Source organism: Ruegeria sp. CI5, assembly GCF_056536885.1.
Genome location: NZ_JBQFQN010000003.1, coordinates 225318 through 251368 on the forward strand (window position 1 = coordinate 225318; position 26051 = coordinate 251368).

At 62.5% G+C, this 26051-nt stretch carries 26 protein-coding genes; 14 read left to right on the forward strand and 12 right to left on the reverse strand.

The window, feature by feature from the left end; translation table 11 throughout:
* The first annotated feature begins 26 nt into the window (after positions 1-26).
* Complete coding sequence (locus ACR0BA_RS11815; protein WP_480728085.1) at positions 27-836, forward strand: SDR family oxidoreductase; 810 nt, start codon at positions 27-29, stop codon at positions 834-836.
* Between the two features lie 69 nt (positions 837-905).
* Here ACR0BA_RS11815 and ACR0BA_RS11820 read toward each other — a convergent pair whose 3' ends face one another.
* Positions 906-3455, reverse strand: a complete 2550-nt coding sequence (locus ACR0BA_RS11820; RefSeq protein ID WP_480728086.1) for an AsmA family protein — start codon at positions 3453-3455, stop codon at positions 906-908.
* Positions 3456-3799: 344 nt separating this feature from the next.
* Here ACR0BA_RS11820 and ACR0BA_RS11825 point away from each other — a divergent pair, with 344 nt between their 5' ends.
* The 4 genes from ACR0BA_RS11825 to ACR0BA_RS11840 all read left to right on the forward strand — a co-directional run bounded on the left by ACR0BA_RS11825 (position 3800) and on the right by ACR0BA_RS11840 (position 7378).
* A complete protein-coding gene (locus tag ACR0BA_RS11825; protein WP_480728088.1) occupies positions 3800-4069 on the forward strand; it encodes a potassium channel family protein in 270 nt (89 codons plus the stop codon).
* Between the two features lie 162 nt (positions 4070-4231).
* Complete coding sequence (locus ACR0BA_RS11830; protein WP_170369119.1) at positions 4232-5311, forward strand: AI-2E family transporter; 1080 nt, start codon at positions 4232-4234, stop codon at positions 5309-5311.
* On the forward strand, positions 5308-6372 hold the full coding sequence (locus ACR0BA_RS11835; protein WP_170596475.1) for an HlyD family secretion protein: 1065 nt from the start codon (positions 5308-5310) through the stop codon (positions 6370-6372). Before ACR0BA_RS11830 ends, ACR0BA_RS11835 begins: the two co-directional genes overlap by 4 nt.
* A complete protein-coding gene (locus tag ACR0BA_RS11840; protein ID WP_480728091.1) occupies positions 6362-7378 on the forward strand; it encodes a DUF2955 domain-containing protein in 1017 nt (338 codons plus the stop codon). Before ACR0BA_RS11835 ends, ACR0BA_RS11840 begins: the two co-directional genes overlap by 11 nt.
* A 42-nt stretch (positions 7379-7420) precedes the next feature.
* On the opposite strand, the gene ACR0BA_RS11845 is transcribed toward ACR0BA_RS11840, so the two are convergent.
* The 8 genes from ACR0BA_RS11845 to ACR0BA_RS11880 form a co-directional block, all read right to left on the reverse strand.
* Entirely contained in the window at positions 7421-7885 is a 465-nt protein-coding gene (locus ACR0BA_RS11845; RefSeq protein WP_170341125.1) for a cupin domain-containing protein, read from the reverse strand.
* 252 nt (positions 7886-8137) lie between these two features.
* Positions 8138-9448, reverse strand: a complete 1311-nt coding sequence (locus ACR0BA_RS11850; protein ID WP_480728093.1) for a M16 family metallopeptidase — start codon at positions 9446-9448, stop codon at positions 8138-8140.
* The gene (locus tag ACR0BA_RS11855) at positions 9445-10785 is read right to left on the reverse strand and encodes a M16 family metallopeptidase (RefSeq protein WP_480728094.1); all 1341 of its coding nucleotides are present in this window, start codon (positions 10783-10785) and stop codon (positions 9445-9447) included. Before ACR0BA_RS11855 ends, ACR0BA_RS11850 begins: the two co-directional genes overlap by 4 nt.
* Positions 10786-10865: 80 nt before the next feature.
* Positions 10866-11381 carry a DUF3035 domain-containing protein gene (locus tag ACR0BA_RS11860; RefSeq protein ID WP_170341119.1) on the reverse strand — a complete coding sequence of 172 codons (516 nt, stop codon included), beginning with the start codon at positions 11379-11381 and terminating at the stop codon, positions 10866-10868.
* A gap of 50 nt (positions 11382-11431) precedes the next feature.
* Complete coding sequence (gene lspA, locus ACR0BA_RS11865; RefSeq protein WP_480720143.1) at positions 11432-11908, reverse strand: signal peptidase II; 477 nt, start codon at positions 11906-11908, stop codon at positions 11432-11434.
* The gene (purH, locus tag ACR0BA_RS11870; RefSeq protein WP_480728095.1) at positions 11908-13497 is read right to left on the reverse strand and encodes a bifunctional phosphoribosylaminoimidazolecarboxamide formyltransferase/IMP cyclohydrolase; all 1590 of its coding nucleotides are present in this window, start codon (positions 13495-13497) and stop codon (positions 11908-11910) included. Before purH ends, lspA begins: the two co-directional genes overlap by 1 nt.
* A 21-nt stretch (positions 13498-13518) precedes the next feature.
* Positions 13519-15258: a heparinase II/III family protein gene (locus ACR0BA_RS11875; RefSeq protein WP_480728096.1), complete on the reverse strand. Its 1740-nt coding sequence runs from the start codon at positions 15256-15258 to the stop codon at positions 13519-13521.
* A gap of 88 nt (positions 15259-15346) precedes the next feature.
* Positions 15347-16606, reverse strand: a complete 1260-nt coding sequence (locus ACR0BA_RS11880) for an RsmB/NOP family class I SAM-dependent RNA methyltransferase (RefSeq protein WP_480728098.1) — start codon at positions 16604-16606, stop codon at positions 15347-15349.
* 88 nt (positions 16607-16694) lie between these two features.
* Between ACR0BA_RS11880 and ACR0BA_RS11885 the strand changes: the two genes are divergently transcribed.
* Entirely contained in the window at positions 16695-16877 is a 183-nt protein-coding gene (locus tag ACR0BA_RS11885) for a DUF1674 domain-containing protein (protein WP_170360604.1), read from the forward strand.
* Between the two features lie 4 nt (positions 16878-16881).
* Here ACR0BA_RS11885 and ACR0BA_RS11890 read toward each other — a convergent pair whose 3' ends face one another.
* Complete coding sequence (locus ACR0BA_RS11890) at positions 16882-17742, reverse strand: LysR family transcriptional regulator (RefSeq protein ID WP_480728100.1); 861 nt, start codon at positions 17740-17742, stop codon at positions 16882-16884.
* Between the two features lie 98 nt (positions 17743-17840).
* Here ACR0BA_RS11890 and tmpA point away from each other — a divergent pair, with 98 nt between their 5' ends.
* Entirely contained in the window at positions 17841-18977 is a 1137-nt protein-coding gene (tmpA, locus tag ACR0BA_RS11895; RefSeq protein WP_480728102.1) for a 2-trimethylaminoethylphosphonate dioxygenase, read from the forward strand.
* Positions 18974-19564 (forward strand): (R)-1-hydroxy-2-trimethylaminoethylphosphonate oxygenase, encoded by a 591-nt coding sequence (gene tmpB / locus ACR0BA_RS11900; RefSeq protein WP_480696241.1) that lies wholly within the window; start codon positions 18974-18976, stop codon positions 19562-19564. The genes tmpA and tmpB overlap by 4 nt, the downstream gene beginning before the upstream one ends.
* On the opposite strand, the gene dapB is transcribed toward tmpB, so the two are convergent.
* Positions 19561-20370 (reverse strand): 4-hydroxy-tetrahydrodipicolinate reductase, encoded by an 810-nt coding sequence (gene dapB, locus ACR0BA_RS11905; protein WP_480633704.1) that lies wholly within the window; start codon positions 20368-20370, stop codon positions 19561-19563. The genes tmpB and dapB overlap by 4 nt on opposite strands.
* Before the next feature lie 92 nt (positions 20371-20462).
* Between dapB and rbfA the strand changes: the two genes are divergently transcribed.
* The 6 genes from rbfA to rpsO all read left to right on the forward strand — a co-directional run bounded on the left by rbfA (position 20463) and on the right by rpsO (position 24619).
* Positions 20463-20858 (forward strand): 30S ribosome-binding factor RbfA, encoded by a 396-nt coding sequence (gene rbfA, locus ACR0BA_RS11910; RefSeq protein WP_480728104.1) that lies wholly within the window; start codon positions 20463-20465, stop codon positions 20856-20858.
* Positions 20855-21598 (forward strand): phosphodiester glycosidase family protein, encoded by a 744-nt coding sequence (locus tag ACR0BA_RS11915; RefSeq protein ID WP_170439142.1) that lies wholly within the window; start codon positions 20855-20857, stop codon positions 21596-21598. The genes rbfA and ACR0BA_RS11915 overlap by 4 nt, the downstream gene beginning before the upstream one ends.
* A 54-nt stretch (positions 21599-21652) precedes the next feature.
* Positions 21653-22558: a tRNA pseudouridine(55) synthase TruB gene (truB, locus tag ACR0BA_RS11920; protein ID WP_480728105.1), complete on the forward strand. Its 906-nt coding sequence runs from the start codon at positions 21653-21655 to the stop codon at positions 22556-22558.
* A gap of 22 nt (positions 22559-22580) precedes the next feature.
* Positions 22581-23090, forward strand: a complete 510-nt coding sequence (locus ACR0BA_RS11925; RefSeq protein WP_170341998.1) for a DUF1643 domain-containing protein — start codon at positions 22581-22583, stop codon at positions 23088-23090.
* Between the two features lie 95 nt (positions 23091-23185).
* Positions 23186-24205 (forward strand): calcium-binding protein, encoded by a 1020-nt coding sequence (locus ACR0BA_RS11930; RefSeq protein WP_480728107.1) that lies wholly within the window; start codon positions 23186-23188, stop codon positions 24203-24205.
* 144 nt (positions 24206-24349) lie between these two features.
* Positions 24350-24619 (forward strand): 30S ribosomal protein S15, encoded by a 270-nt coding sequence (gene rpsO, locus ACR0BA_RS11935; RefSeq protein ID WP_005980247.1) that lies wholly within the window; start codon positions 24350-24352, stop codon positions 24617-24619.
* Positions 24620-24693: 74 nt separating this feature from the next.
* On the opposite strand, the gene ACR0BA_RS11940 is transcribed toward rpsO, so the two are convergent.
* Positions 24694-26025, reverse strand: a complete 1332-nt coding sequence (locus ACR0BA_RS11940) for a metal-dependent hydrolase family protein (protein ID WP_170540033.1) — start codon at positions 26023-26025, stop codon at positions 24694-24696.
* Positions 26026-26051: the final 26 nt, after the last annotated feature.

Genomic DNA, 26051 nt, shown 5'->3' on the forward strand with positions numbered 1-26051 from the left:
GCCCCTTCCAAAGCGGGAGGCTCTACATGGACTTTGCAGGAAAGACGGTCGTCGTCATCGGCGGGACCAGCGGTATCAATCGGGGCATCGCCGAGGCCTTCGCGGCCTCGGGCGCAAAACTGGCCGTGGCCAGCCGCTCGCAGGAGAAGGTGGACGACACCATCGCCGCGCTGAAGGCAGCCGGCGCTGCTGAGGTCATCGGCGCGGCCTTCGACGTTCGTGATGCCGAGGCGGTCGCGGCGGGGATGGAACAGTTCCACGCGAAGCTCGGTGATTTCGACGTGCTGGTTTCGGGGGCAGCGGGCAACTTTCCCGCGCTGATGGCGGAAATGTCGGTCAACGCCTTCCGCACCGTGGTCGAGATCGACCTGATGGGCACCGTGCATGCTCTGAAAGGCGCCTATCCCTATCTGAAACGGCCTGGCGGCAACATCATCAACATCTCGGCCCCGCAATCCTATCTGCCCTACGAGGGCCAGGCCCATGTCTGTGCGGCCAAGGCGGGGGTCGATCAGATCACCCGCACCCTGTCGATGGAATGGGGCGTGGAAGGCATACGGGTGAACTCGGTGGTGCCAGGTTTCATCGAGGGCACCGAGGGCGCCAAGCGTCTGACCCCCACCCCCGACGCGGGCGAGCAGCTGCGCCGAGACGTGCCGCTGGGCCGCTGGGGCACCCCGCAAGACGTGGCCAACGCCTGTCTGTTTCTGGCCTCGGACATGGCCAGCTATATCAGCGGTACGGTTCTCGCCGTGGACGGGGCGCTGTATCAGCGCGGCTCGGGTCAGTTCGGCCAGATGATGGGGCAGATGCTGCGCAGCATGAAAAAGGGGTGATCCGCGTCCAACAGGCTCGGCCGGCCTTGCCGAACACAGGCAGGGCCGTGACCGCTTGGCAAACCGCCCCTACTGCAACTGCAGGATATCCGGGATGCAGAGCTTTCTTTGTGCCGGCATCTGGTCTGCACCATCCGACCGCTTCAGCCTTTTCGGACCATCCTTGACTTTGACCTTGGGCTCAGCGAGCGCGCCCCTCAGGGTCACTGGCCACGGGCTACGCGCAAGTGGCTCGCCAATCTTTCTTGGCTGGATGTTCAGGTCCAACACCTTGTCCGTCAGGTCGACAGCGCCAAAGACAACGACCTGAACATGATCTGTTTCCAGCGTCGTCTGTTTCGTCTCAATTTTTCCGTTGGAAATGCTGATCGGCGCGCGCAGGCACACGATTGGCGCCACTTTCTGTTTTTCCTTGGTAAATACCCACGGAAGAATACCCAGCCCGGCCAGATCCAGAAGCTGGGTTTCGATCGAACCGTCGCGCATTGAAACCGTGGCATTGCCACTCATGCTGCCGACGAATTGCTTGACGGTATCCGTGCCCCCCGTAACCGAGAAATCTGCGTACACCGTGCCGCTGGCGCCTTTCTTGAAGTTCAGGTTTTGCAGAAGGTCATCCAACTGCCATCCGCCCGCCTTTCCGGTCAGGGTCAGCAGATGTGCCTCATTCGAAAGATCCATTTGCCCGCTTACGTCAAAATGACCACCTCCGTATTCAAACTTCAGAGGTCCGGCCCGTAGCTCGTTTTCGTCCAGGGTCAGTTCGCTCTGCAGGCTGCTGATGCCCTTGGCGCCCTCAATGTGACGCAGGTCTATGTCGACATCTACATTCACACCCGACAGCAAAATGGCCCGCCCGATGGGTTTAAGGGTCACATCCCTCAACGGACCTGTGTCACCGTCGTCTTTCTCGGCATCTTCCTGCTCCGGCGGTGAACCACCTATCTTGCGCAGTTGGGCGGCCGCCTGAACGATGGTCCTGATTTGGTCGATTTTTATCAGATCGCTCTCGATCGACCCCTGCAGCACGGGATCGCTTGTTGCATCATCAAGATCCGCCGCGATTTTCAAGACCGACTCGGAAACCTCGACATTGGCATTGGCATTCCAATCGGTGCCTTCACTTACCAGGTCGATTTCAAGATGGGCCCGCCCGGTGTCCACCGGCTCCAGCGACAAGGCCTTCAGAAGGTCCGCGCCCGACGGAACATCCACATCGATCGCCAGATCCAGATTCTCGAACTTGAGGACATTTTCTACGGACCCGTGCACCTCCAGGTTCCAGACCTCGGTTTCGCTTGTCTGACCATCCAGATTGGTCAAAGCAAGCTGTTCGATGTTTCCGTCCAAATGAAAGTTTCCCGAAAACCTGCCAAGCTGGTCATCGGGGCCCAGCAGTTCGGGCGAGATCAGACTGCTTGCCGGAATATCAATCAAACCTTCGGCGGATACGCCCTGCAACTGCAACGCATCCTCGACCGAACCGGTCAGAATGATAAACGGATCGGCGGGGTTTCCGATCCTCAAATTGATGTTGCCCACGCTCAGGGCGCCTTCGGGCGTTCTGGCAAGCTCGGAGAATTTGATCGGCGGCGGGCCCTCACCAGAGGTGTCCAAGGTGAAACCGTTCGTCTTGATGACCATCTGCCGTTGCGGGACCTGTCCCGGGACACTGTCGATGACCATATCCACAGCGATAAGCTTGAGGTCATACCGCGAGGCAGCCGGAGCCGGCTCGGCATCCTCTGGATACAGGCGAATGCGGGTCGTCAAAGAAACATCTTCCTGATTGCCTAATTCCCCCATTTTACCGGTGACGGAAAGGCTTTGGCCACCATCCAGCTCGGCCAGAACAGACAGGTCATCAATCCGTGCGACGCCATCTGCCAGCTTGAATGTTGCACCAACACTGCCCGAACCCTCCAACACGCGGTTGAGTTGCAGGACATCGAGCAGTTGACCCAACTGATCGACCTCGAGGGTCGCCTTGACCTGAAGGCCGGTCTCCACAGGAATCTGTTGGGCTTCGACCGAAATCTGATCAAAGCTCAATGCCACTTGGAACGGGTCCTGGGGCGGGAACGTGCCCTTCAGGTCAAAACTCTGACCATTGAGCGACCCCGCTCCGACCGCCGAGGCAACATCGGTTTCGGCATCGCGCTGCAAAACCAGTTCTGGAAGCTGCAAATCCAGTCCTATGCCGTTCAGGTCGTTCTGATAGAGTACGGTGACATCCTTCAGGTCGATCGTGCGATCCGTCAGAATTCCGGCCAAAGGCTGGGGCGGGCGTTCCGAAGTCTTGTCGGTTTCGGCCCCGGTGCGCGAAAAGGACTGCCAGTTGGTCACGCCTTCTTCATCTGTGATCAGGTTCAGATGAACTCCCGACACTGAAAGATTGCTCACCGATAGCTTGCTGTTCCACAGGTCCCGTGCAGATACTTCGAACTCGATCTGATCAATCGCTGCCAGATCCGCCTCGGCCTTGGGCGTTGCGGGCAGAACCAGTCCAGCTGCTGATACCTGCAACTGACGGCCAAGGCCCAAACGTACCTCATCCTCAATCAAGACCTGCTGACCCAGCTTCCTTGAGATCAGGTTCTCGACGAAACTGGTCCGCACCGACGAAAACAAAGCGGACGACAGAAACAGCCAAGCCGCGGCAAAAACCACAAGCGCGGCAACGCAACAGATCAAGACACTTTTGACAATTATTCGCACGTTATCCCTCAGCGTCCCGATTCAGCATGTGATTACCCTAGAGCAATTATCCATCATGTTAATGGAATACATGTTTCGCACGCCTTCTCTGGCCACGAAATCGCCATTGCCCTGGCCAACTCACCCTTTGGATTCACACAATCATCCAATTACTGCTATACGTGAATTCTTTTGCGAATGAGGGCATGATGAATTCACTGACCAAAATAACGCGTGGGATAGGCGTCGCTTTCAAGGACGGCAGAGTGAAAGGCATACTCGCCTTCACCGTCGGAATGATCCTTTGGGCGTCAGTGTTCTACCATTTTGTCGAGGGGTGGAGTTGGTTGGACTCTATCTATTTTTCCGTAGTGACGATCTCGACCGTGGGTTTTGGCGACTTTTCTCCCGAAACCGCTGCGGGCAAGATCTTTACGATGGCGTACATAATCGTGGGTCTGGGTATCTTCGTCACCGCCGCCACGACCGTGGCCGACACGATCCTGTCCCAAGACGACGAGACCTCGCAAAAATAGGCTCTGGCAAGGTGAGCGGCCGCGTGCTTTGCGCCCCACGATCCGCTTGCAAATTGGGGGCTGAGTAAACCACCGCACTGCCGGGCATCCCCTAAAAGCTCAAAAATATACATATTTACTTTTTTGAGTGTAACATACGGAAAAACATAACAGGGGGGTGGAATGGAAAAGACTCAGGACGCAAAGATTGTCGACCTTGCGATAAGGTTGCTGTTTCTCGGGCTGTTCCTATACAGCGCCTTGGTCATGGTCGCCCCGCTTGCAAGCGTGGTCATCTGGGCCACAATTCTCTGCGTTGCGCTTTATCCGGCCTTCGATTGGCTTCAGTCCAAGCTGGGAGGACGGAAGAAGCTGGCAACGACGATCCTGGTTTTGCTGGGTCTGGTTCTCACATTGGGGCCGGTAGCAACGGCGGTATCTGGGGCTGCGGAACTGGGGTCCGAGTTTGCCGAGCAAGCTGACAAGGGCGAGTTGAAGATACCTCCGGCGCCGGAAGGCCTGAAGGATCTGCCTCTGGTCGGTGCCAAGCTTGCCGATGCCTGGGGCATGTTCGAACGGAACCTGGATGGTGCGCTTGCAAAATACGGCGCGCAAATCCTCGAGATCACCAAATCGCTCTTTGGCAAAGTTCTGGGGATCGGAATCGGGCTTCTCGGCCTTGCGCTGTCGGTGGTGATCATGGGCGCCCTGTTCAGCCCCGGACCGGATCTGGTGCAGGGCCTTCAGCGCTTTGCCAACCGCGTCTTTGCGCCACGCGGCGGCGAATTCGTCACTCTGGCAGGGGCCACGATCCGGAACGTGACCAAGGGCGTAATCGGCGTTGCCGCCATTCAGGCCGTCGTTGTTTGGGTCTTGTTGGCGCTGTTCGGAATATCCTCGGCTGCGACGCTGGCGTTCATCTGCCTGATCCTCTCAATCATCCAGATCGGCCCCGGCCTCGTTCTTCTGCCGCTGGTCATCTATGCATGGAGTTCCATGTCCGGCGGAGCGGCGCTGATCTTCACCGTTCTGGCCATTCCCGTCAGCATAATGGACAGCTTCCTGCGGCCGGTTTTCATCTCAAAAGGCCTGGAGACACCGATGCTCGTGATCCTCATCGGGGTTCTGGGCGGGATGATGGCCTATGGCCTGATCGGAATCTTCATGGGTCCGGTCTTGTTCGCCGTCTTCTACGAGTTGTTCAAGGTCTGGATCGACGCCTCACCAGCGACCGATGACACCGCTGAGGGAGCCGCAAAATGAGGAAGACGATCTGGACGACACTGGCCGTCATTCTCATCTTCCTCACCTGGTATCTGGTTGCCGACCGCAAGACGCCGTTCACCGGGAACGCACGGGTAAAGGCCGTGGCGACCCAAATCGTTCCGCAGGTCACGGGAACCGTGATCGAGGTATTGGTGGAAAACGGGCAGATCGTCTCGGCCGGCGATCTGCTGGTTCGGATCGACCCGAGACCCTACGAGATTGATCGCGACAGAGCCCAGGCCGACCTTGAGGCGGCCACCCAGGAGGTGGGTGCGTCCTCGGCCGAGGTCAGTGCGGCGCAAGCCAAGTTGGCCCGCGCGCAGAGCGATCTGGATACGATGCGCATTCAGACGGAGCGGGTATTCGCGCTCGAGAAGAAAGGGCTGATTGCCATCTCGAAAGCCGACGACGCCCGAGGCCAGCTGGCCGAGTCCGAGGCGAACTATGAAAACGCCAAAGCGGATCTGGAGAAGGCCAAGCAAAGGCTTGGGGACGAAGGGAATGAGAATCCCAAAATCCAGCGTGCCTTGGCGGCTTTGGCCGATGCCGAGCTCAATCTGGAATGGACCGAACTGCGCGCGCCGGCGACCGGTGTCATATCCAACTTGTTGATTGCGCCCGGTACATACGCCCGGTCCGGCCAGGATCTGCTGACCTTTCTTGATGCGACGGACGTGTGGATCGAGGCGTATTTCACCGAGAACAATCTGGGGCGCGCCACCGTCGGGTCTCCGGTGGATGTCGTGCTGGATATGCACCCCGGTCAGATCATCCCGGGCAAAATCGAGAGCTTCAGCGCTGCCGTCTCGCTGAGTGGCGGCGACACACCCGGACAATTGGCAAGCCCGCCGAGCACCAAAGGCTTTCTGCGTGAACCTGAACGGTTTCCCGTGCGCATCATACTGCCGGGCTACGAGGCCGGAAGCGCGGAGGACGACCTCAGATTTCAGTTGAACGGTCAGGCGGATGTCATCATGTACCTCAGCGACAACGGGATACTGAACGCGGTCGGCCGGACATACATTCGTTTGGTTTCGATCTTTTCTTATGCGTACTGAGGATAGAAACGCCGTTTACAGACTTGCACTGGGTGTGACCGCCGTCTTTTCCTTGGGGCTTTTCCTTGGGTGGCCATTGGCGGTTGTTGGCGCGGTGTTCACCGCGCTCTTCCTTCAGGCACCTACCGCGTTGCCGCTGGCCGCGTTTGCGAAATTGTTCATCTTCTCGATTGCGTTGATGTTCGTTTCCTTCCTGCTCTCATCGGTTTTCGCGCCCTACCCGGCCGTGTTTCTGATACTGGTGGCGATCGGGATAATCCTGTCCTTCATATGGTCCGTGTCTGGTGCCGGTGTCCTGCCGGGCGTCATCGCCCTGATGGGGGCGCTGATGATCCCCAACCTCGTTCTGCAATCTCCGGATCTGGCGCTGGTGCTTGTATTCTGGATCCCGCTGAACCTGTTGTTTGCCGGTTTCGTATCGACGTTGATGTTCACGCTTATTCCGGCCGCCCCCGAGAACGCCACGCAGGCCAAAGCCGCATCCGCCGCTGACTTTGACAAGCATCGGCGCATCGTCAGAATGTCTCTTGTCACGGTTCCTTTCGCCCTGGCATTTTTTGTGTCTGGGGCGTCTGCCCTGCTGGTTCTGTTCTTTGTGGCTCTTCTCAGCCAGCAGCTCGCTGCGATGCCTGCCGCCGGCAAAGCCGTGGCCAAGGCGATGCTGACGGCAAACCTGCTCGGCGCAGCAGCGTCCATCATCTGCTACGAAGTCAACGTCATCGCGCCGGTCATTCTCACGCCGATCCTGCTGTGCTTTTTCGCCTGCGTGACGCTGGGCGCGCTCGGCAAATCCCAGATCCCGTTGGCCGCCGCCGCCGGATCGGCCTTGACGACGGTCCTGATTGTCTACGGCGGGTCGATTTCACCGTTTTCGGACGAGGCCGACGTCAAAAGCATCACTCGCGTTCTGCAAGTCGCCAGCGCGGCCCTGTTCGTCATCATAGCCTACGTGGTCGTGGATGAGTTCTGGCCGGAAAAGAAACGCGAAAACCCAGTGAATGCATGACGCAGCCGCCAACTTTGGCGCCCGAGGCAAATTGGACTGACGTCAAAGCTGCAGGGGCGGTCCCAGAAACTCGATCTGCCATTTCTCGGAGAATGCGTTCAGCACCTCCCGGTCGGGAACTCCGTCTGCCATGATGTCTCCCAACCCATTGAAGAAGGCGACCGTGTCGAAGGATGGCAGTATCATGACCAGTTGCCGCGCTGGCCCGTCGGAAAGATTGCGAAACGCATGCGCGGCGCCACCGGGGATCGTTACGACGTCGCCTGTTTCTGCAACAAAGCGCTTTCCATCGCACTCATAGAGATACCGCCCGTCCAAAACGCGAAAGATTTCAGTTTGCGGGTGACGGTGCAGGGGCGGGCCAAACCCCGGTTCATTTATTGTCTCTATGACCGATATATTCTCGTCGGTGGTGTCGTGCGGTATCCGGACAAACAACTGCAGTCCAATCGCCGGGACGTGGATGGGAGGGTCGGTCAACTTCGAATGCCAGAACTGATAGGGCATCGATGACCCCTCCTTCCTTACCCGCGACAATGGTTCCGCTTCATGATGACATCTGTCCATCAAGTGAAACAAGCCCGCCGACGGGCCCGCATGACCGTGAGCACCGTACCGGTTTTACGGAACAGGTGGCGGATACGCTGACGATCCAGAGGTTGCGCACGCTTCCGGATCACGGAGGCCCGGGGCGAGCGGCGCTGAATGGCCGCTCGTCGGGAATTCTACAAAAGGCCTGCCGACTGCCGGTCCTTCGCGTCAGTTCGTGGTCTCTAGCCCCTCGGGTTTGCCTACAACCACGAAATGCAGCCCGTCCGGGTCCAGCAGCTCGGCCGCGACGCGGTTCACCTCGTCCAGCGTCACCGCGTTCACTTTGTCGTTTCGGGTCGCGATGTAGTCGATCGGCAGATCTTCCATCTGCATGCCCACCATGATGCCCGCGATCTGGGCATTGCCGTCAAAGCGCAACGGATAGGCACCGGTCAGATAGGTCTTGGCGTCGTCCAGCTCTTTCTGGGTTACACCTTCGGTCGCCGCGCGCCGCCATTCGTCGCGAATTACCTCGATAGCCTGCCCGATCCGGTCATTGGCCGAGGATACAGACCCCAGATAGACCGAGGCCAGATCCTTGGGCACCAGATAGGTCCCGACGCCATAGGTCAGGCCGCGTTTTTCGCGCACTTCCTGCATCAGGCGGCTTTCAAAGCCGCCGCCGCCGATGATGTGGTTCAGGATGTAGGCTGCAAAGAAATCCGGGTCGTCGCGGTCGATGCCCTTCTGGCCGAACAGTGCCACCGATTGCGGCGTGTCGAACTCGACCACGGTGACGCCGCCGGGGATCGTTACCTCGGCATTCCCGGGAATCGGTTTGCCCGTTTCGGGCAGGTCCGACAACAGATTGTCCAGCAACGCGCCCAACTCTTCGGGTGTGATGTCGCCCACCGCGCCCACATACAGACGGTCCTTGGCGAAGACGCCTTTGTATGCGTCGATGATGTCGTCACGGGTCAGGGCCGATACGCTGTCGATCGAGCCTTTGCCGTTGGATCCATACGGATGATCGCCATAGGCCATTTTGGCGAATGTCTCACCCGCGATGTCATTGGGGTCGGTTTGTTCCGAGCGCAACCCGGACAGGACCTGCGCCCGAACCCGGTCGATCGCGTCCTGATCAAAGCGCGGTTGCTGGATGGTGGTGCGCAGCAGCTCAACGGCGTCGTCCCGGTTTTCAGTCAGGAACTGGGCCGAGATGGCAACACTGTCATCCGCGGCCCTGTATCCGATCGACGCCGCCAGGGATTCCAGCGCCCGCGCATAGGTGCGGGAATCCATGTCGCCCGCGCCTTCTTCGAGAAGGCCGCTCATCAGATAGACCGCGCCCCGTTTTTCGGGATCGTCCAGCGACGTGCCCCCGCGGAACCGCAGTTCCAGCGCAGTGAACGGGATCGAGTGATCTTCGACCAGCCAGGCCCGGATGCCGCCGGGCGAGGTGACCTCCTGAATCTTGATCTCGGCCCAGGCAGGCAGCGCGATCAGCAGGGCGATCAAGGGGGCAAGGAAACGGATCATTGGGTCACCTCGTCATCACGCATCAGCCAGCCGGTGACCGACGCTTCGGGCTGAAGCACCTCGCGCGCGGCGGCGATGATTTCGTCGCCGGTGACGGCCTGCAGGATGTCGGGCCAGGCCTGCACGTCCTCGACCGTCAGGCCGCTGGTCAGCGCCCGACCATAGCGGTTGCCGATTCCATCGACATTGTCTCGGGCGTAGACCTGTGCGGCGCGCAGCTGCATCTTGATCCGGTCCAGATCTTCCGGGTTGACGCCTTCGGCGATGAAATCGGCCACCGCCTGATCCATCGCATCCTCGGCCTCTTGCAGCGACACGCCTTCAGCCGGAACAACGATCAGGTCAAAGGTCGTGTCATCCAGCGACACCCCACGATAAAACGCCCCGGCATATACAGCCAGTTGCTGCTCAAGTTGCAGTTTCTCGTTCAGGTAGGACGTGGTGCTGCCGCCCAGCAGTTCGGCCAGCAGGAACAACGCCGCAGCCTTTTCCTGCGCACCGGCATCACGCTCGGGCGCGAGGTAGCTGCGCTGAACATATGGTTGCGACACCCGCGCATCCTTGAAGGTCAGACGCCGCTCGGCGGTCTGCGGCGGTTCCTGCGATCGGACCCGTTCCGGCAGGTCCGGGTTGGCGGGGATCACGCCATAATAGGTGTCGGCCAAGGCTTTGACCTCAGCCGGATCCACATCGCCGGTCACCACCAGGATCGCATTGTTGGGCGCATAATAGGTCTGGTAGAAGGACAGTGCGTCCTCCATGTCCAATGTCTCCATCTCGTGCTTCCAGCCGATCACCGGAACGCCGTAGCGGTGGTTGAGATACTGCGCCGCGCTCATCTGCTCGCCGAACAGGGCGCGTGGGTTGTTCTCGGTACGCTGGTTGCGTTCCTCCAGGATCACGTCGCGCTCGGTGGCGATGTCGCTCTCGGTCAGCCGGATGTTGCGCATCCGGTCGGCCTCCATCTTCATCATCAACTCCAGCCGGTCGGCCGCGACGCGCTGGAAATAGGCCGTGTAGTCATAAGAGGTGAAGGCGTTGTCGTTGCCCCCATTGGCCGCAACGGTCGCCGAAAGCTCGCCCGCCGCCATTGTATCGGTGGCCTTGAACAGAAGATGCTCGAGGAAATGTGCCACACCTGACGACCCGATCGGCTCATCCGCTGATCCGGCCCGATACCAGACCATGTGCTGAACCACGGGCGCGCGGTGATCTTCGACCACGACGACATCCATGCCGTTGTCCAGGGTAAAGGTGGTGACGGCCTCGTGCCCGGTTTCAGCCAAAACCGGGGTTGCGGTCATCAAAGCGGCGCAAAACGCCAAGGCCCGAGCCATGGGGCATCCTCCGTTTCGTTACGGTGTTCAAACTACGGTGACGCCGAACGGGTTCAAGAGCGATGACGGAAAGTTAAGAATTATTCATCCGGCGGCGACGAGGGTGTTTCCACGCCTTGTCTGCGCAAAGCTTCGGTCTGCACCTGGGGATCTATGGAATTGCGCTTGTAGACCTGCGAATAGCGGTCCACCTTGAACAGGCGCAACCGCGTCCAACGGCTTTGACGCTTGCGGAAATCCGCATCTTCCTGCGCCAGAACCTGGCGGGTGTTGGGGGAAACGCCATAGCGGCTGGAAGCCGTCACCAGCGCCCCGTCAGACGACGGAATACCGGTGCCGGGGTTCAGCGCCCCGGGATTGCCACCCAAGGCAGCTACGGCATCGGCATTCGGGTTCGGGTCGGTCAGGTTCGCGCCACCCGGCGTCGGCGCGGGCAGGAACGCATAATCTTTGGGCTGGGTCAGTGGCTTGACCGGCATGACCGAAAACTCGTCAGGCCCGGGCCCTGGCGCTTCGAGATGGCGCAGGCCGATATCGGAACATCCTGCGACCGCAGCAGCAAGTGTCAGAGCAATAATGGCGCGCGGCATCCGCATCTTGGTCTCCAGCCTGTTTCAGGCGCTTTTATCGCATAACATCCGGCGCGTCACGAGGGCTTTTTGCCTTCGAACAGCACCAACCCGAGGGCACCCGCGAAAATGAACACGTCGGCGAGGTTGAAGACGAACGGGTTGTTGATGCCGCAGCAGGACATGTTCAGGAAATCCAGAACGTATCCATACAACACCCGGTCAACCACGTTCCCCAACGCTCCGCCGATCAGCAATCCGCCGAAAACCAGCATCCGCCTTGATGCGGCCGTGCGCCAGAGCCAGACGAAAACGCCGATGCTGATGGCCAGCGAAATAGCGATGAGAAACCAGCGCGCGGCTTCGGAATTGCCCTGAAACAGGCCAAAATTGATGCCGCGGTTCTCGCCGTACCGAAAGGTCAGCAGCGGCGGCAGCACGTCGATGCCACCGGGCCGGTCGGCCACGCGCAACACGTGGACGACCAAGTATTTGCTAAGCTGGTCGATCACGAATGCGGCCAGCCCGGCCCAGAGCAGAACCCGGCCCCGCATCAGTGACGGAAGTGCCGCATGCCGGTGAACACCATGGCCAGACCGGCTTCGTCGGCGGCGGCGATCACCTCGTCATCGCGCATCGACCCACCCGGCTGGATCACGCAGGTCGCGCCTGCGGCGGCGGCCTCCATCAGCCCGTCGGGGAAGGGAAAGAACGCGTCCGAGGCTACGGCCGAGCCGATGGTCAGCGGTTCGGGCAGGCCCAGACTTTCAGCCATACGCTCGGCCTTCTTCGCGGCGATCAGGGCGGAATCAACCCGGCTCATCTGGCCGGCGCCGACGCCCACCGTGGCCTCGTTCTTGACGTAGACGATGGCGTTCGACTTGACGTGCTTGGCCACTTTCCAGGCAAACAGCAGATCGCGCATCTGCTCGGGCGTGGGGGCAAGCTTGGTCACGACCTTGAGGTCATCCATCTCGATATGCCCGTTGTCCTTGTCCTGCACCAGCAGCCCGCCGGCCACCTGGCGCACGGTCTTGCCGCCGGCGCGCACGTCGGGCAGAGCCTCGGTGGTCAGCAGGCGCAGGTTCTTTTTGGCGGCAAAGATCGCCTTGGCCTCGTCGGTGGCGCCGGGGGCGATCACGACCTCGGTGAAGATGCCGGTGATTTCGCGCGCGGTTTCCGCGTCCAGCGGCCGGTTCAGCGCCACGATACCGCCGAAGGCCGAGGTCCGGTCGCAGTCGAACGCGGCTTTGTATGCCTCGAGCAACGTGGCGCCCGTTGCAACGCCGCAAGGGTTGGCATGTTTGATGATGGCGCAGGCGGCGCTGTCGCGCGGGTCGAACTCGGCCACCAGTTCAAAGGCGGCGTCGGTGTCGTTGATGTTGTTGTAGCTCAGTTCCTTGCCCTGATGCTGCACGGCGGTGGCGACACCGGGGCGGCCCGAGCCATCGACATAGAACGCCGCCTGCTGGTGGCTGTTCTCGCCATATCGCAGGGGCTGTTTCAACTCGCCGGCGAACACGCGGCGCTTGGGGGTGTCGATTTGCAGTGCATCTGCCAGCCAGCTGGACACGGCCGCGTCATAGGCTCCGGTGCGGGCATAGGCCTTCTGCGCCAGCCACTGGCGGAAGCCCAGCGACGTCTTGCCATAGTTTTCCTCGAGCTGATCCAGCAGGGCCGAGTAGTCTTCGACATCGACCACCACGTTGACAAAGGCGTGGTTCTTGGCCGCGGCGCGGATCATCGCGGGGCCGCCGATGTCGATGTTTTCGATGCATTCGTCATAGCCCGCGCCCTTGGCCACCGTTTCCTCGAACGGGTAGAGATTGACCACCAGCAGGTCGATCGGGCCGATGCCATGCTCCTGCATCGCCGCCACATGGGCGTCATTGTCGCGCAGCGCCAGTAGGCCACCATGCACCATCGGGTGCAGCGTCTTGACCCGGCCATCCATCATCTCGGGGAACCCCGTGACCTCGCTGACATCTTTGACCGCAAGCCCCGCATCCCGCAGCGCCTTGGCGGTGCCGCCGGTCGACAGCAGCTCGACCCCGCGGTCGGCCAGGGCCTTGCCCAGATCGATCAATCCGGTCTTGTCGGAAACGGAAAGCAACGCGCGGCGCACGGGGTGAAGGTCGGTCATGGGTCCAAAGATCCTTTTGGCTCAGTCGAAATCGGGCTCGTCCCGGTGCACGTCGCGCACGGCATAGGCTGTATCCTGCGCCTTGCTCAGCGTCCACCGGATGCGCGTCGCATACTCGATTGCGCGGCCGGATAGAACGATCTGTTTTGTCGCGCGGGGCTTCAGACGGCCTTTTTCCAGATAAACGCTTGGCTCAAGAGACAATTTTCCGGCGCCGTCATGGCGAAAAACCCAGATCTCGCCGCTTTTGAGCGCCATCGACACCGCAGACCCCCCCAGATCCAGCGCTGCGTCCACGTCCGGATGCAGGTGAAACCGGATGTCAAAACCGATCCCTGACAGCTTGGATGCGTCAACCGCCCGGTCGAACTGGCGTTTTGCCTTGTCGGTGGCCGTCAGAAGGATGTCTTCACCTGTTACCTCGCGCCCGTCAAAGCGCAGCTCGATCGTACGGGCATGGGTAAGTCCGAACACCTTGGCGTACCCATCATGGCCCGCCATCACGCGCGCGCCTTCGAACGAATCCTCGAACTCTACCGGCACCTCGCTCGGGCCATCCACCAGCGCTTCGTTCGCGGTTCCCTTGGTCGGGGCAGCCAACCGGGCGCTGGAGTATCCATCCAGGCAAAGGGTCGAGTGCGAAGGCGTGGCCCGCCCGGCCCGGCGCCACTCCAACCCGAAGCTTTCGCCCGAACCGCAGTTGACGATCAATGGCCGACGACCCGAGGTCAGCTCGAAAGCCAGCGTCGAGGCGTGCGCCATGTACGAGGCCGCCCCTTTGGCCGGGGGTGCTGCGTCGATGATCACCGTGGTGCGGGCGGCGGCCAGACGGGCATAGCCCATGGTCAGACCTTTGACGGGTTTGGGCTTGACCCCGCTTTGGGCCAGCGCCTGTTCCAACCGGCCTTCTATACCGCGGCCACCGCCGTGAAACCGGGCCAACCCGCCGTCTGCATGACGCAGGCTGCGCAGGGTCGGGGCAATCCGTTTGATTGCTGCCGTCTGAGCGGCGGGCGTACCGCGCCCCACTTCGCTGAGCGCGGCGGATGTCCAGGCCAGTAGGGTAAAGACCTCGAGCAGTTCCTCCGGATTCCGCGTGGGAATGCCGCCTTGGGCGTCGATCTGAGCCTCGCATTCCCGCGCCAAAGCCCGAACGGCCGGGTCCGAGATGTCTTCCATCCCCTCCAGCGCCAAACCGGCCTGAACCAGGCCGGCCAGCGCCTCGAAACGGGGCAGCCCCGGTGTCGCCGCGTGCCAGCGTTTGGACAGGAACCAGGTCTGTTGTGACAGAGACCGGAAAAACAGGCGGCTATGGGCCTCGTCCATACCGCGCAGCAGGAACAGCGCGTGATTGATCCAGCGGATCAGGCGGCGTCCGGTCAGGTCCGGAGCCCAGCCCGGACCCTGCCCCTTGCCGTGGGTTTCGATCCAGCCCCAGACCCAGCGTTGCGCCTTTTCCCGTGCCGCGGCATCACCCACCGCGGCCAGATCGTCCAGCCAGGCAAACCCGTGGCGTTCAGCATCGAATGCGGCGTTGGGGGCCACGACCTCCCACAAGCCCGTGTCCGGGGCTTCGACAAGGTAACCGGCAAACAATAGATTTCCCGCCACCAGTTGCCGCCCGCGCGCAAATGAACCGACGGTGCGCGGCTCGGGCTGACCGACAAAGCCGCTGACGGGTTTCCAGCGCTGGCTGAGGCGCGCGTAGAGACGGTTCTGAAACCGCACCCATCGGTTGGCCATGGTGTCCGAATTCGACATGACGTGTGTTGCTCTGCCCCTGCCGCTCTGCTGGCGTTTGAACCAACGATAGCCGGGCCGGTTCGTCAAGTCATCGAAAAGCGACCGGTCAGGCCGATTTGTTCAGGCAGGCGATATAAAACCCGTCCATTCCGCCCAGATCGGCCCAAAAATCGGGACGCAGGCGCAGCCCGCCTTCCTCGGTCAGCCAGTCGGGCTGAACGCCGGGCACCTGCAGCGCGGCACGGTCCACCTGCATGTCGGAATGCTGCGGCAAAGCCTCTTCGATCTGCACTTCGCCTTCGTCAGGCAGCAGCGAGCAGGTGCAATAGACCAGCCGCCCGCCGGGTTTCAACAGGGTCCAGGCATGGGCCAGCATCCGGGCCTGCAACTCGATCAGCCCACCGAATTCGGAGCCGTCCTTGGCAAAGGGCAGATCCGGGTGCCGCCGGATGGTGCCGGTCGCCGAACAGGGCGCGTCCAGCAGGACCGCGTCGTACTGGCCCTGGTGGTCCAGCGCGTCACCGGCGACCACCCGGGCCGTCAGCCCGGTCCGTTCGAGGTTTTCCCGCACCCGCGCCAGCCGGGCCTCGGAAATGTCCAGCGCGGTGACCTCGGCCCCCGCCGCCGCCAGTTGCAGCGTCTTGCCGCCGGGCGCGGCGCACATGTCAAGAACCCGCTCGCCGGGCCGGGGCGCCAGAATCCGCGCCGGCAGGGCGGCGGCGGCATCCTGCACCCACCAGTCTCCGGCCGCATAGCCCGGCAGGGCCGAGACCTGCCCCGCGTCAGTAACCCGCACCGAGCCGGTCGGCAGTTCGGTGCCTATTGGGATCGTGGCGCCGGGTTTTGGCGTCAGGTCCAGCGGCGCGCCGGCGAAATGGGCCTGCTCCATGCCCTTGACCGCCTCCGCGCCCCAGGCCGCGATCAGCGGCTCGCGCAGCCAGTCCGGCAGGCGCGGCACCCGCATCTTGGGCCAGGCCTCGGGGCCTTCGGCGGCGATCTTGCGCAGAACCGCGTTGACCAGCCCCTTGAGCCGCCCGTGCTTGCGCGAGCGGCCGACGATCTCGACCATCGCGTTCACGACGCCATGCGCAGCCTCGCCCTGGCACAGTTCGACCGTTCCCAGACGCAGCGCGTTTTGGACGGTCAGCGCCGGTGCGCGCCGCAGATGCCCCTCCAGCAGGCGGTCTGCGCGTTCAAGCCCGCGCAGGGTCTCCAGCGTCAAGCGCTGCGCCCGGGCGCGGTCTTCGGGGGCCAGGCGGTCCAGCGCCCCGGCCGCGAGGCATTCGGACAGCAAGCGCCCCTCGCCCAGGATCTGACCCAGCAGATAGATGGCGCTGCGCCGCGCCGCAGTCGGAGTGTTGGTCATGAAACCGCCTTTGCAAGGTTTTCGCCCGCATTGCCATCAGCGGACGAGGGCGTATATCAAGGCCATGCACGGAAAGGAACCCGATGTCATGAGCGACGACCGCACAGACCTGCCGCCCGCCGCCCGGCGCGCCCTGGCCGAGGCCGAAGAGCGCCGGCGCAAGGCTGAAGCCGAGGCCAAACCCCTGCCCAAGGAGTTGGGCGGACGCGACGGCCTCGATCCCGCGCGCTATGGCGATTGGGAGAAGAAGGGCATCGCGATCGATTTCTGACCGCTCAGACCGCCGCGCGCAGGGCCTGCAGGAAATCGCCGATCAGGGCCTGCTGCTTTTTCGACTGCGCCCGGTCCCGCGGCCAGGTCAGCCAGTATCCGTCGCGGGTTTTCAAATCGGGACGCCCCAACCGGATCAGACGGCCCGAGGCCAGATCTGCCGAGGCCAGAGCGACCGACCCCAAGGCGACCCCCAGCCCCTGCCGCGCCGCGCCAAGGGCGTGTTCCATCGAATCAAAGCTCAGACCGGTGCGTGGCAGATCCGTGTCGCCCGTCTTCTGCATCCAGCCCTGCCAGCCGGGCCGTTCGCCGCGTAGGTCGATCACCGGCGCGCCCCAGCTGACGCCCGGCGCCGCCATCGGGGTCAGAACCTCGGGCGCGATCAGGTCGGCGGTGCGCCCCGGCCAGCTGCCGCGCCCATAGCGGATCTGAAGCCAGGTCCGCTCGTCCTCCAGCGAGGACCGCCGCGCCACCGAATCCGTGGTGACCTGCACCTCGGGCCGCAGGGCGCGAAAGGCCCCCAGGCTGGGCAGCACGAGTGCCTGGATATGCGAAGACAGCCCGGCCACCCGCAACGCGCGCGGGGCGGTGCCGAACAGATCCTCGGTGTTGCGTTCCAACGCCCGCAGGCTGTCCTGCACCAGCGGCAGATAGCTTTCGCCCTCGACCGTCAGCGACACGCCGCGCGCTTCGCGCACGAACAGGGACCGGCCCAGCCAGGATTCCAGATTGGCGATGCGCTGGCTGACTGCCGCCTGGGTCAGGCCGAACTCGCGCGCCGCGGCCGAAAATCCGCCCAGCCGCCCGGCCGCCTCGAACACGCGCAGCCAGTCCAGCGGGGGCAGGCCGACCTTTTTCTTGCTCATTAGATTTTCCAACCCTCAGATGGAACAAGCCTTAATTGTCGTAATGCCATATCCCGCGTATCTCCTCAATCAAAGCCCGCGCTGAACAGGAGAGCCCCATGCTGCGCCACGCCATCCATGACCCGGCGGTCGTTTCGGTTGAGTTCGAAGACGGCACCCGCGCCCGTTTCCACGCCATCTGGCTGCGCGACAATGCGCTGGACCCGCAGACGCGCGACCCCGGCAACGGCCAGCGCCTGATCACGATCGGCGACATTCCGGCAGAGATCGCGATACAGGCAGCCGAGGTGGCGGGCGGCGACCTGCAGGTGACCTTCGCCCCCGAAGACAAGACCGTCACCTTCCCCGCAAACTGGTTGGCCGCGCATGTCTATGATCGGGACCAGACCCGCCCGATGGGCTGGCTGTCGCCGGGTATCACCACCTGGGACGGCGGGTTCGCGGCCCCGGCTGGCGACTGGACGCAGGTGCATGAAAACCCCGCCGCCAAGCGCGACTGGCTGGCGGCGGTCGCCGAATTCGGCTTTGCCAAGCTGACCGGCGGCCCGACCGAGCCCGGTTCGCTGCTGAAGGTCGCCGATCTGTTCGGGTATGTGCGCGAGACCAACTATGGCCCCTATTTCGAGGTGCGGACCGAGGTGAACCCGACCAACCTAGCCTATACCGGCCTTGGCCTGCAGGCGCACACCGACAACCCCTATCGCGACCCGGTCCCCACGCTGCAGATCCTCTATTGCCTGGAAAACAGCGCCGAGGGCGGGGAGTCGATCGTGGTCGACGGCTTTCGCGCGGCCCAGCGCCTGCGCGACGAAAACCCCGAGGGCTTTGCCCTGCTGGCCGGCTATCCCGCGCGGTTCGAATACCGCGGTTCGGACGGGGTCTGCCTGCGCGCGCGCCGTCCGATGATCGAGCTGTCGCCCGATGGCGAATTGATCGGCATCCGCTTCAACAACCGGTCCTCGGCCCCGTTCGTGGATGTGCCCTTCGACCGGATGGAGGCCTATTACGCCGCCTACCGTCGTTTGGGCGAGATCATCGACGACCCGGCCATGGGCGTTGCGTTCAAGCTGGAGCCGGGCGAGAGCTTCATCGTCGACAACACCCGCGTCCTGCACGCGCGGCTGGGCTATTCGGGTGCCGGGTCGCGCTGGCTGCAGGGATGTTATGCCGACAAGGACGGGCTGCTGTCGACTCTGGCCGCGATGCGGATGGCGCAACCGGAGGCGGCGGAATGAAACCCGATTTCCAGACCCTGACCCGCGACAACATCGTGGCTTTCATCGCCGATATCTTCGACCGGCGCGGAGGCGAGGAATACCTGGGCGAGCCGGTCACCATGGCCCAGCACATGCTGCAGGGCGCCACCATCGCCGAGCAGAACGGCATGCCCGAAGAGATCATCGTGGGCGCCCTGCTGCACGATATCGGGCATTTCACCTCGGAATTCGGCACCTACCACCCCGACGACACCGAGGATCGCCACCACGAGGACGCCGGCGCCGAGGTGCTGGAGCGGTTCTTTCCGTCGGTCATCACCGACTGCTGCCGCTATCACGTCGCGGCCAAACGGTACCTGTGTGCAACCAGACCCGAGTATTTTAACCGCCTGTCGGCGGCCTCGGTCCATACGCTGGACCTGCAGGGCGGCCCGATGAGCGCCGAGGAAGTCGCCGCATTCGAGGCCAACCCGAACCTGAAGGAAATCATCCAGGTCCGGTATCTGGACGAGGCCGGCAAACGGCCCGACATGGACACCCCCGGCTTCGACCATTTCGCGCCGATCGTTCAGCGCATGGTCGACCGGCATCTGGGCGAGGGTTAAAGCCCCAGCACATCCACCATGTCATATTGGCCGGGGGCCTTGCCCTGTCCCCACAGCGCCGCCTTCAGCGCGCCTCGGGCAAAGATCGCCCGGTCGGTCGCCACGTGGCGCAGCACGATCCGTTCGCCCGGCGCCGCGAACAGCACGTCGTGTTCGCCAACGATGTCGCCACCGCGGATGGCGTGGAAGCCGATATGGCCCCCCTGCCGGGCGCCGGTGATCCCGTCGCGGCCCCGGTCGGCGACATCGGCCAGTTGCACGCCCCGCCCCTCGGCCGCGGCCTCGCCCAGCATCAGCGCCGTGCCCGAGGGCGCATCGACCTTGTGATGGTGATGCGCCTCGATCACCTCGATGTCGAAATCCTCGTCCAGCGCGGCGGCGACCTTCTTGGTCAGCTGCACCAGCAGGTTCACGCCCAGGCTCATGTTGCCCGCCCGCACGATCACCGCATGGCGCGCGGCGGGTTCCAGCGCGGCGATCTGTTCGTCGCTCATGCCGGTGGTGCCGATCACATGCACGCAGCGCGCCTGCGCCGCCAGCGCGGCGAACTCCAGCGTCGCCTCGGGCGCGGTGAAGTCGATCACCGCCTGGGCCTGGGCAAAAGCCTCGAGCGGATCGTCGGTGACGGTCACGCCCAGCGGCTGGCCTCCCATCGCGGTGCCCACGTCCTCGCCGATCCAGTCATGGCCCGTGCGCTCGACCGCACCGACCAGCCGCGCCTGTTCGCTGTCGGTGATGGTCTTGATCAGCATCTGCCCCATCCGGCCCGAAGCCCCGGTCACGACGATTCCCGGAATATGCGTCATTGCGCTGGTCCTTCTTCTGAAATTCGGCTCAAAGCCTCCTACCCGGTTCGGGGCCGCTTGGCAAAGCCCCGCTTTGCGCTTAGATCGGGGACATGGCTAAGAACAAATTCCACGACGGCCCCGGCCCCTCGCAACGGCAGCTTCGCGTCGGCGAACTGATCCGCCGCACCCTGTCCGAGGTGCTGGCGCGCGGCGACGTGCACGACCCCGACCTGAACCGCCTGTCGATCACCGTGGGCGAAGTGCGCACCTCGCCCGACCTCAAGATCGCCACCGCCTACGTGCTGCCGCTGGGCGGCAAGGGGCAGGACACCGTGATCGAGCTGCTGGCCCGCAACAAGGGCGAGCTGCGCCGCATGGTCGGCAAGAAGGTCGGCCTGAAATTCTCCCCCGACCTGCGCTTCCGGCTGGACGAAACGTTCGACCGCATGGACGACACACGCCGGATGTTCGAACAGGACGCCGTGCGCCGGGACCTGGACGAGTGATCCGCGGGACCGCCGCTTTGATCGCATTGCTCTGGGCCGGACAGGCCGGTGCGGTGACCTGCGAGCGCGTGGCACACGAAGACCGGCGCTATACCGTGTGCGAGGTCGACGCCACCACCGAGGACCTGCGCCTGTTCCTGTATGACGAAGCGGGCCAAGTGCTGGGCCACTTCTCGTCGGTGAACGAGGAACTGGCCGATGCGGGCCAACGCCTGAGCTTTGCGATGAATGCCGGCATGTATCACGAGGACCGCTCGCCCGTGGGCCACTATGTCGAAGACGGGCAGGAACTCATGCGCGTGATTCCCAACGCCGGGCCCGGCAATTTCGGCCTGCTGCCCAACGGGGTGTTCTGCATCCGCGAAGGCCGTGCCGACGTGTTCGAGACGCTGGACTATCTAGATCGCAAGCCCGACTGCCGCTTTGCCACCCAATCCGGCCCGATGCTGGTGATCGACGGCGAATTGCATCCGCGGTTTCTAAAGGATTCGACCTCGCGCTATGTGCGCAACGGGGTGGGCACCAGCGCCGATGGCAGCCGTGCGGTATTCGTGATTTCCGAAGATTACGTCACCTTCCACGAGTTCGGCCGCCTGTTCCGCGACGTTCTGAACACGCCCAACGCGCTATTTTTCGACGGCAACATCTCGCGCATGTATGATCGGGCGGCGAACCGATCGGACGTGGGATTCTCGCTGGGGCCGATCGTCGGCGTGGTCGAGGACATCCCGGCAAATTGACAGCGCCGGACCGATCCGCTAGGTCGCGCGCCTTAGCAGGAAACAAGGTGCATCATGGGACGCAAACGCAAGGGTCGCGACATTTCCGGTTGGCTGGTGGTCGACAAGCCCGCGGGCATGACCTCGACCGCCGTGGTCAACAAGGTCCGCTGGGCGCTGGACGCCAAAAAGGCGGGCCATGCCGGCACGCTCGACCCCGAGGCCACCGGCGTTCTGGCCGTCGCTTTGGGCGAGGCCACCAAGACCGTTCCCTACATCACCGATGCGCTCAAGGCCTATACCTTTACCGTGCGGCTGGGCCAGGCCACCAATACCGACGATGCCGAGGGCGAAGTGATCGCGGAAAGCGACCTGCGCCCCACCGATGACGAGATCAAGCAGGCCCTGCTGCCCTTCGTGGGCGAGATCATGCAGGTGCCGCCCAAGTTCTCGGCGGTCAAGATCGACGGTCAGCGCGCCTACAAGCTGGCCCGCGACGGCGAGGATGTCGAACTGGCCGCCCGGCCCCTGTGGGTCGAGGAACTGGTGCTGGTCGACCGTCCCGACCCCGACCACGTCGTGCTGGAAATGACCTGCGGCAAGGGCGGCTATGTCCGTTCGATCGCCCGCGACCTGGGGGAGGCGCTGGGCTGTTACGGCCACGTCAAGGAACTTCGCCGGATCTGGTCCGGCCCGTTCGACGCCGAGGACGGCCTGAGCATCGAGCAGATCGACGCGATGGCGAAAACCCCGGCGCTGGATGACTACCTGCGCCCGCTGGAAGAAGGGCTGGCCGACCTGCCCGAGCTGAAATGCACCCCCGAAGGCGCCACCCGCCTGCGCAACGGCAACCCCGGCATGGTTCTGGCCGGCGACGTGGAATACGGCGACGAGGCCTGGGCCTCGTTCGACGGCAAGGCCGTGGCGGTGGGGATCTACAAATCCGGTGAACTGCACCCCAGCCGGGTGTTCGCCGGCTAGGTCCCGTGCTAAGCGAAGGCGCATGATCACCCGATCCCACACTAAGGGCGACGCGCCCTCGACAGCCGTCTATTCCGACTGCGAACGCTATCGCTACAGCCTGACCCGCATCTGGGATCCGGCCGGGCGCCGGGCGCTGTTCGTGATGCTGAACCCCTCGACCGCGACCGAAGTGCAGAATGACCCGACCGTCGAGCGTTGCGAACGGCGCGCGCGGGCCTTGGGGTTCGGGGCGTTCCAGGTGACCAACATCTTTGCCTGGCGCGACACCGACCCGCGCAAGATGCGTGCCGCGGCCGATCCGGTCGGGCCCGAGAACGACGCCGCCATCCTGGCCGGCGTGGACTGGGCCGATCAGGTGATCGCCGCCTGGGGCACCCATGGCGCGCATCTGGATCGCGGCCCGGCGGTCGAGCGCCTGCTGCGCGGCACCGGCCAGCCGCTGTTCCACCTTGGGCTCAGCAAGGCAGGCCACCCCAAGCATCCGCTCTACATCGCGTATACCCAGCAACCCGAACCGTGGAACCGGTGACAAAGGGTTAACCACAGACTCAGGTTGGCTTTGACCAACCCTCTGGCGACATGGGATATTTCACACTCGGGGCGGCACGCTTTCGGAGGGTTCCCATGTTTCTGCTCGGATTGTTCGGCCTGGCCGCAATGGGCGGCGCAGCATACGCGATCAGCGACGTATTCTCGGGGGATGAGGACGAGGACAACGACGATGTCATCGAAGAAGATGCCGTCGAAGACATTCCCGAAGGAAATCTGCTTGAGATTGACGATTCTTTCGAAGACCCGGCCGAGGCCGAGGATGCGTCCACCGGAACCATACTTTCGGACGTAGACGGAAACCTGGTCATCGCCGGCGGACCGGGCGTGGACAATCTGAGCGGGGTCGAGGGCAACGATCAGATCAACGGCTATGACGGCGGTGACATTATCGATGGTGGCGCCGGAGATGATACGTTGTTCGGCGCTGACGGGGATGACACGCTAAACGGAAACCCTGGCGATGATGTTCTGCACGGTGGCAACGGTCACGATGACCTCTCGGGGAATGCCGGTGACGACATCTTGTACGGTCAAGCCGGCGACGACCAGTTGGTTGGTGGCGAAGGCGATGACGATCTGTACGGCGGTCAGGGCAACGATCACCTTGCCGGGGGTGAGGGCGAAGACGCGCTGCAAGGCGGCGACGGCGAAGACATGCTCGCCGGCGGCGCAGGGGCAGACACGCTGTTCGGCGGTGATGGCAACGACACTCTGACCGGACGCGACGATGGCGACACGCCCGCCAGCGATTTTCTGAACGGCGGCGCGGGGGACGACACGATCCGGACAGATGCCGGAGATGTCGTCACCGGCGGTCAGGGAGCGGACCAGATCGCCATCGATGGAACGGGCACCGGGAAGGAAGTCAGCATCGTGGATTTCACTCCCGGAGAAGACAAGCTGCTGATCGAATGGAACGGCCCTGACGCGCCCGAAATCGGGATCGAACAAGACGCGGACAACGCCGATCTGACGCGCGTTCTGGTCAACGGGCGTGAGGTGGCCTATCTGTTCGGCGCCCAAGGTCTTGGGCCCGAGGATATCCAACTGACTCCGGGTCTGGACCCGACCCTGACCAGCCCCATGGGCTGAGATACGCAGAATCCCTTTGCCATTTATTCCAATTGCGCCTATACGCGCCCATCCGCATCGGAATCGGTGCGGTTTTCTCCATGGGCCTGCGCTGGACGACATCCCGGCCTGCGCCATCAACTCTAACCTTCGAAGGAGACCCCGATGTCGATCACTGCTGAAGAAAAAGCACGCGTCATGAAAGAATTCGCAACCAAGGACGGCGACACCGGTTCGCCGGAAGTCCAGGTTGCTATCCTGACCTCGCGCATCAACACCCTGACCGAGCACTTCAAGACCCACAAGAAAGACAACCACGGCCGCCGTGGTCTTCTGAAGATGGTCGCCCAGCGCCGCAAGCTGCTGGACTACCTGAAGGGCAAGGAAGAAGCGCGCTACCAGGACCTGATCAAAAAGCTGGGCATCCGCCGCTAAGCGCGGAATACACCGCTTTCAAGTTCGAGACGCCCGCCATTTGGCGGGCGTTTTTTGTCAGAGGAGCGCGGTGTTCAATCCAGCGCGTTCTTGTAGACCACACCGTCTTTCATGATCAGGTCGAAGTTTTCGCCCGGATTCCCAACCAACTCAAGGTTTTCAAGCGGATTGCCGTCGACGAGGATCAGGTCGGCATAGGCACCCTCTTTGATGACCCCTAGCGGGCCGTCTTGATACGGGTGCCGGGGGCCGCTCAGTTCCAGCAACCGGGCGTTTTCAGAAGTGGCGATTTTCAACACTTCATACGGGGTGAACCATTCGCCCAATCGCACCAGATAAAGACTTTGTTGATACGCCTTGGAGGCGTCCAGAAGCTGGTCGGTCCCAAAGGCCAGGTTTACCCCCACCTCTTTGGCCATCGGGTACAGGTTCGCAACGGCATCTGTGACCTGCTTGTATTTTGCCGCGCTGACCGGGCTGTCCCAGACCATGTCCTCTTCTTTCATGGTCTGGGGGCTTAGCCATGCCCCTTTTTCTTTCATGAGCTCAAGCGTTTCACGAGACGCGAAGAAACCATGCTCGATGCTCATGACGCCGGCTTCGACTGAGGTGCGAATCCCGCGGTCCGTCATTACATGGGCTAGTACGTAAGTATTGAAGTTCGCAGCTTCTTCGACGACCGCTTCGATCTCATCAACAGAGTATTCGCTCACATCCAGCGGATCATACTGTGAGGATACGCCACCGCCTGTGGTTATTTTGACTTGGGAGGCACCGTACTTGAGAATCTCGCGGGTCCTTTTGCGAACCTCGGGGACCCCATCGGCCACCATCGCCATCATGTTCTTTTCCCAATAACTCAACTCGGAAGTCGAGTTTCTTGGGTTCTCCAACAAACTGTGGAAATCGGCATGACCCGATGTTTGGCTCATGAACGGCCCCGAAGGCAGAATGCGGTGCCCGGGGTATTCGCCGGAATCGATCAGTCTCTTGATTGCAAATGGATTGCCGCCGGGATCGCGCACTGTTGTGAAGCCGCGCATCAGGGTTTCCTTTGCCCCTGTCATCGAACGAATGGCCACTTCCGACATATCGCCTTGATTGAAGATCAAGACGGTTGCCGGGGTATACGCATATGTCGTGTGCCAGTGTACATCGATCAGGCCGGGGATCAGGGTGCGCCCGGCGCCATCGATCACTGTAGCGTCTTCAGCCGAAATCGGTTCGGTGGAAACGCGGGTAATCAGGTTGCCCTCGATCAGCACACTTGCGTTTTCTATGCGGGCTTCGTTCACCCCATCAAATACATGCACGTTGGCAATCAGGGTTCGGGCAACATCGTTCTGCGCAGCCACAGACGTGGCGCCCATTGCGAGAAATCCCAATATCAAAGTCAAATAACGCATAGTATCCTCCCAAGAATTTTCTGAGA

What these genes read in the sequence shown, in the direction of transcription:
- ACR0BA_RS11815 (WP_480728085.1), top strand. Translation starts at nt 27, where the DNA reads ATGGACTTTGCAGGAAAGACGGTCGTCGTCATCGGCGGGACCAGCGGT.
- ACR0BA_RS11830 (WP_170369119.1), top strand. Translation starts at nt 4,232, where the DNA reads ATGGAAAAGACTCAGGACGCAAAGATTGTCGACCTTGCGATAAGGTTG.
- ACR0BA_RS11835 (WP_170596475.1), top strand. Translation starts at nt 5,308, where the DNA reads ATGAGGAAGACGATCTGGACGACACTGGCCGTCATTCTCATCTTCCTC.
- ACR0BA_RS11840 (WP_480728091.1), top strand. Translation starts at nt 6,362, where the DNA reads ATGCGTACTGAGGATAGAAACGCCGTTTACAGACTTGCACTGGGTGTG.
- ACR0BA_RS11845 (WP_170341125.1), bottom strand. Translation starts at nt 7,885, where the DNA reads ATGCCCTATCAGTTCTGGCATTCGAAGTTGACCGACCCTCCCATCCAC.
- ACR0BA_RS11850 (WP_480728093.1), bottom strand. Translation starts at nt 9,448, where the DNA reads ATGATCCGTTTCCTTGCCCCCTTGATCGCCCTGCTGATCGCGCTGCCT.
- ACR0BA_RS11855 (WP_480728094.1), bottom strand. Translation starts at nt 10,785, where the DNA reads ATGGCTCGGGCCTTGGCGTTTTGCGCCGCTTTGATGACCGCAACCCCG.
- ACR0BA_RS11860 (WP_170341119.1), bottom strand. Translation starts at nt 11,381, where the DNA reads ATGCGGATGCCGCGCGCCATTATTGCTCTGACACTTGCTGCTGCGGTC.
- lspA (WP_480720143.1), bottom strand. Translation starts at nt 11,908, where the DNA reads ATGCGGGGCCGGGTTCTGCTCTGGGCCGGGCTGGCCGCATTCGTGATC.
- purH (WP_480728095.1), bottom strand. Translation starts at nt 13,497, where the DNA reads ATGACCGACCTTCACCCCGTGCGCCGCGCGTTGCTTTCCGTTTCCGAC.
- ACR0BA_RS11875 (WP_480728096.1), bottom strand. Translation starts at nt 15,258, where the DNA reads ATGTCGAATTCGGACACCATGGCCAACCGATGGGTGCGGTTTCAGAAC.
- ACR0BA_RS11880 (WP_480728098.1), bottom strand. Translation starts at nt 16,606, where the DNA reads ATGACCAACACTCCGACTGCGGCGCGGCGCAGCGCCATCTATCTGCTG.
- ACR0BA_RS11885 (WP_170360604.1), top strand. Translation starts at nt 16,695, where the DNA reads ATGAGCGACGACCGCACAGACCTGCCGCCCGCCGCCCGGCGCGCCCTG.
- ACR0BA_RS11890 (WP_480728100.1), bottom strand. Translation starts at nt 17,742, where the DNA reads ATGAGCAAGAAAAAGGTCGGCCTGCCCCCGCTGGACTGGCTGCGCGTG.
- tmpA (WP_480728102.1), top strand. Translation starts at nt 17,841, where the DNA reads ATGCTGCGCCACGCCATCCATGACCCGGCGGTCGTTTCGGTTGAGTTC.
- tmpB (WP_480696241.1), top strand. Translation starts at nt 18,974, where the DNA reads ATGAAACCCGATTTCCAGACCCTGACCCGCGACAACATCGTGGCTTTC.
- dapB (WP_480633704.1), bottom strand. Translation starts at nt 20,370, where the DNA reads ATGACGCATATTCCGGGAATCGTCGTGACCGGGGCTTCGGGCCGGATG.
- rbfA (WP_480728104.1), top strand. Translation starts at nt 20,463, where the DNA reads ATGGCTAAGAACAAATTCCACGACGGCCCCGGCCCCTCGCAACGGCAG.
- truB (WP_480728105.1), top strand. Translation starts at nt 21,653, where the DNA reads ATGGGACGCAAACGCAAGGGTCGCGACATTTCCGGTTGGCTGGTGGTC.
- ACR0BA_RS11925 (WP_170341998.1), top strand. Translation starts at nt 22,581, where the DNA reads ATGATCACCCGATCCCACACTAAGGGCGACGCGCCCTCGACAGCCGTC.
- ACR0BA_RS11930 (WP_480728107.1), top strand. Translation starts at nt 23,186, where the DNA reads ATGTTTCTGCTCGGATTGTTCGGCCTGGCCGCAATGGGCGGCGCAGCA.
- rpsO (WP_005980247.1), top strand. Translation starts at nt 24,350, where the DNA reads ATGTCGATCACTGCTGAAGAAAAAGCACGCGTCATGAAAGAATTCGCA.
- ACR0BA_RS11940 (WP_170540033.1), bottom strand. Translation starts at nt 26,025, where the DNA reads ATGCGTTATTTGACTTTGATATTGGGATTTCTCGCAATGGGCGCCACG.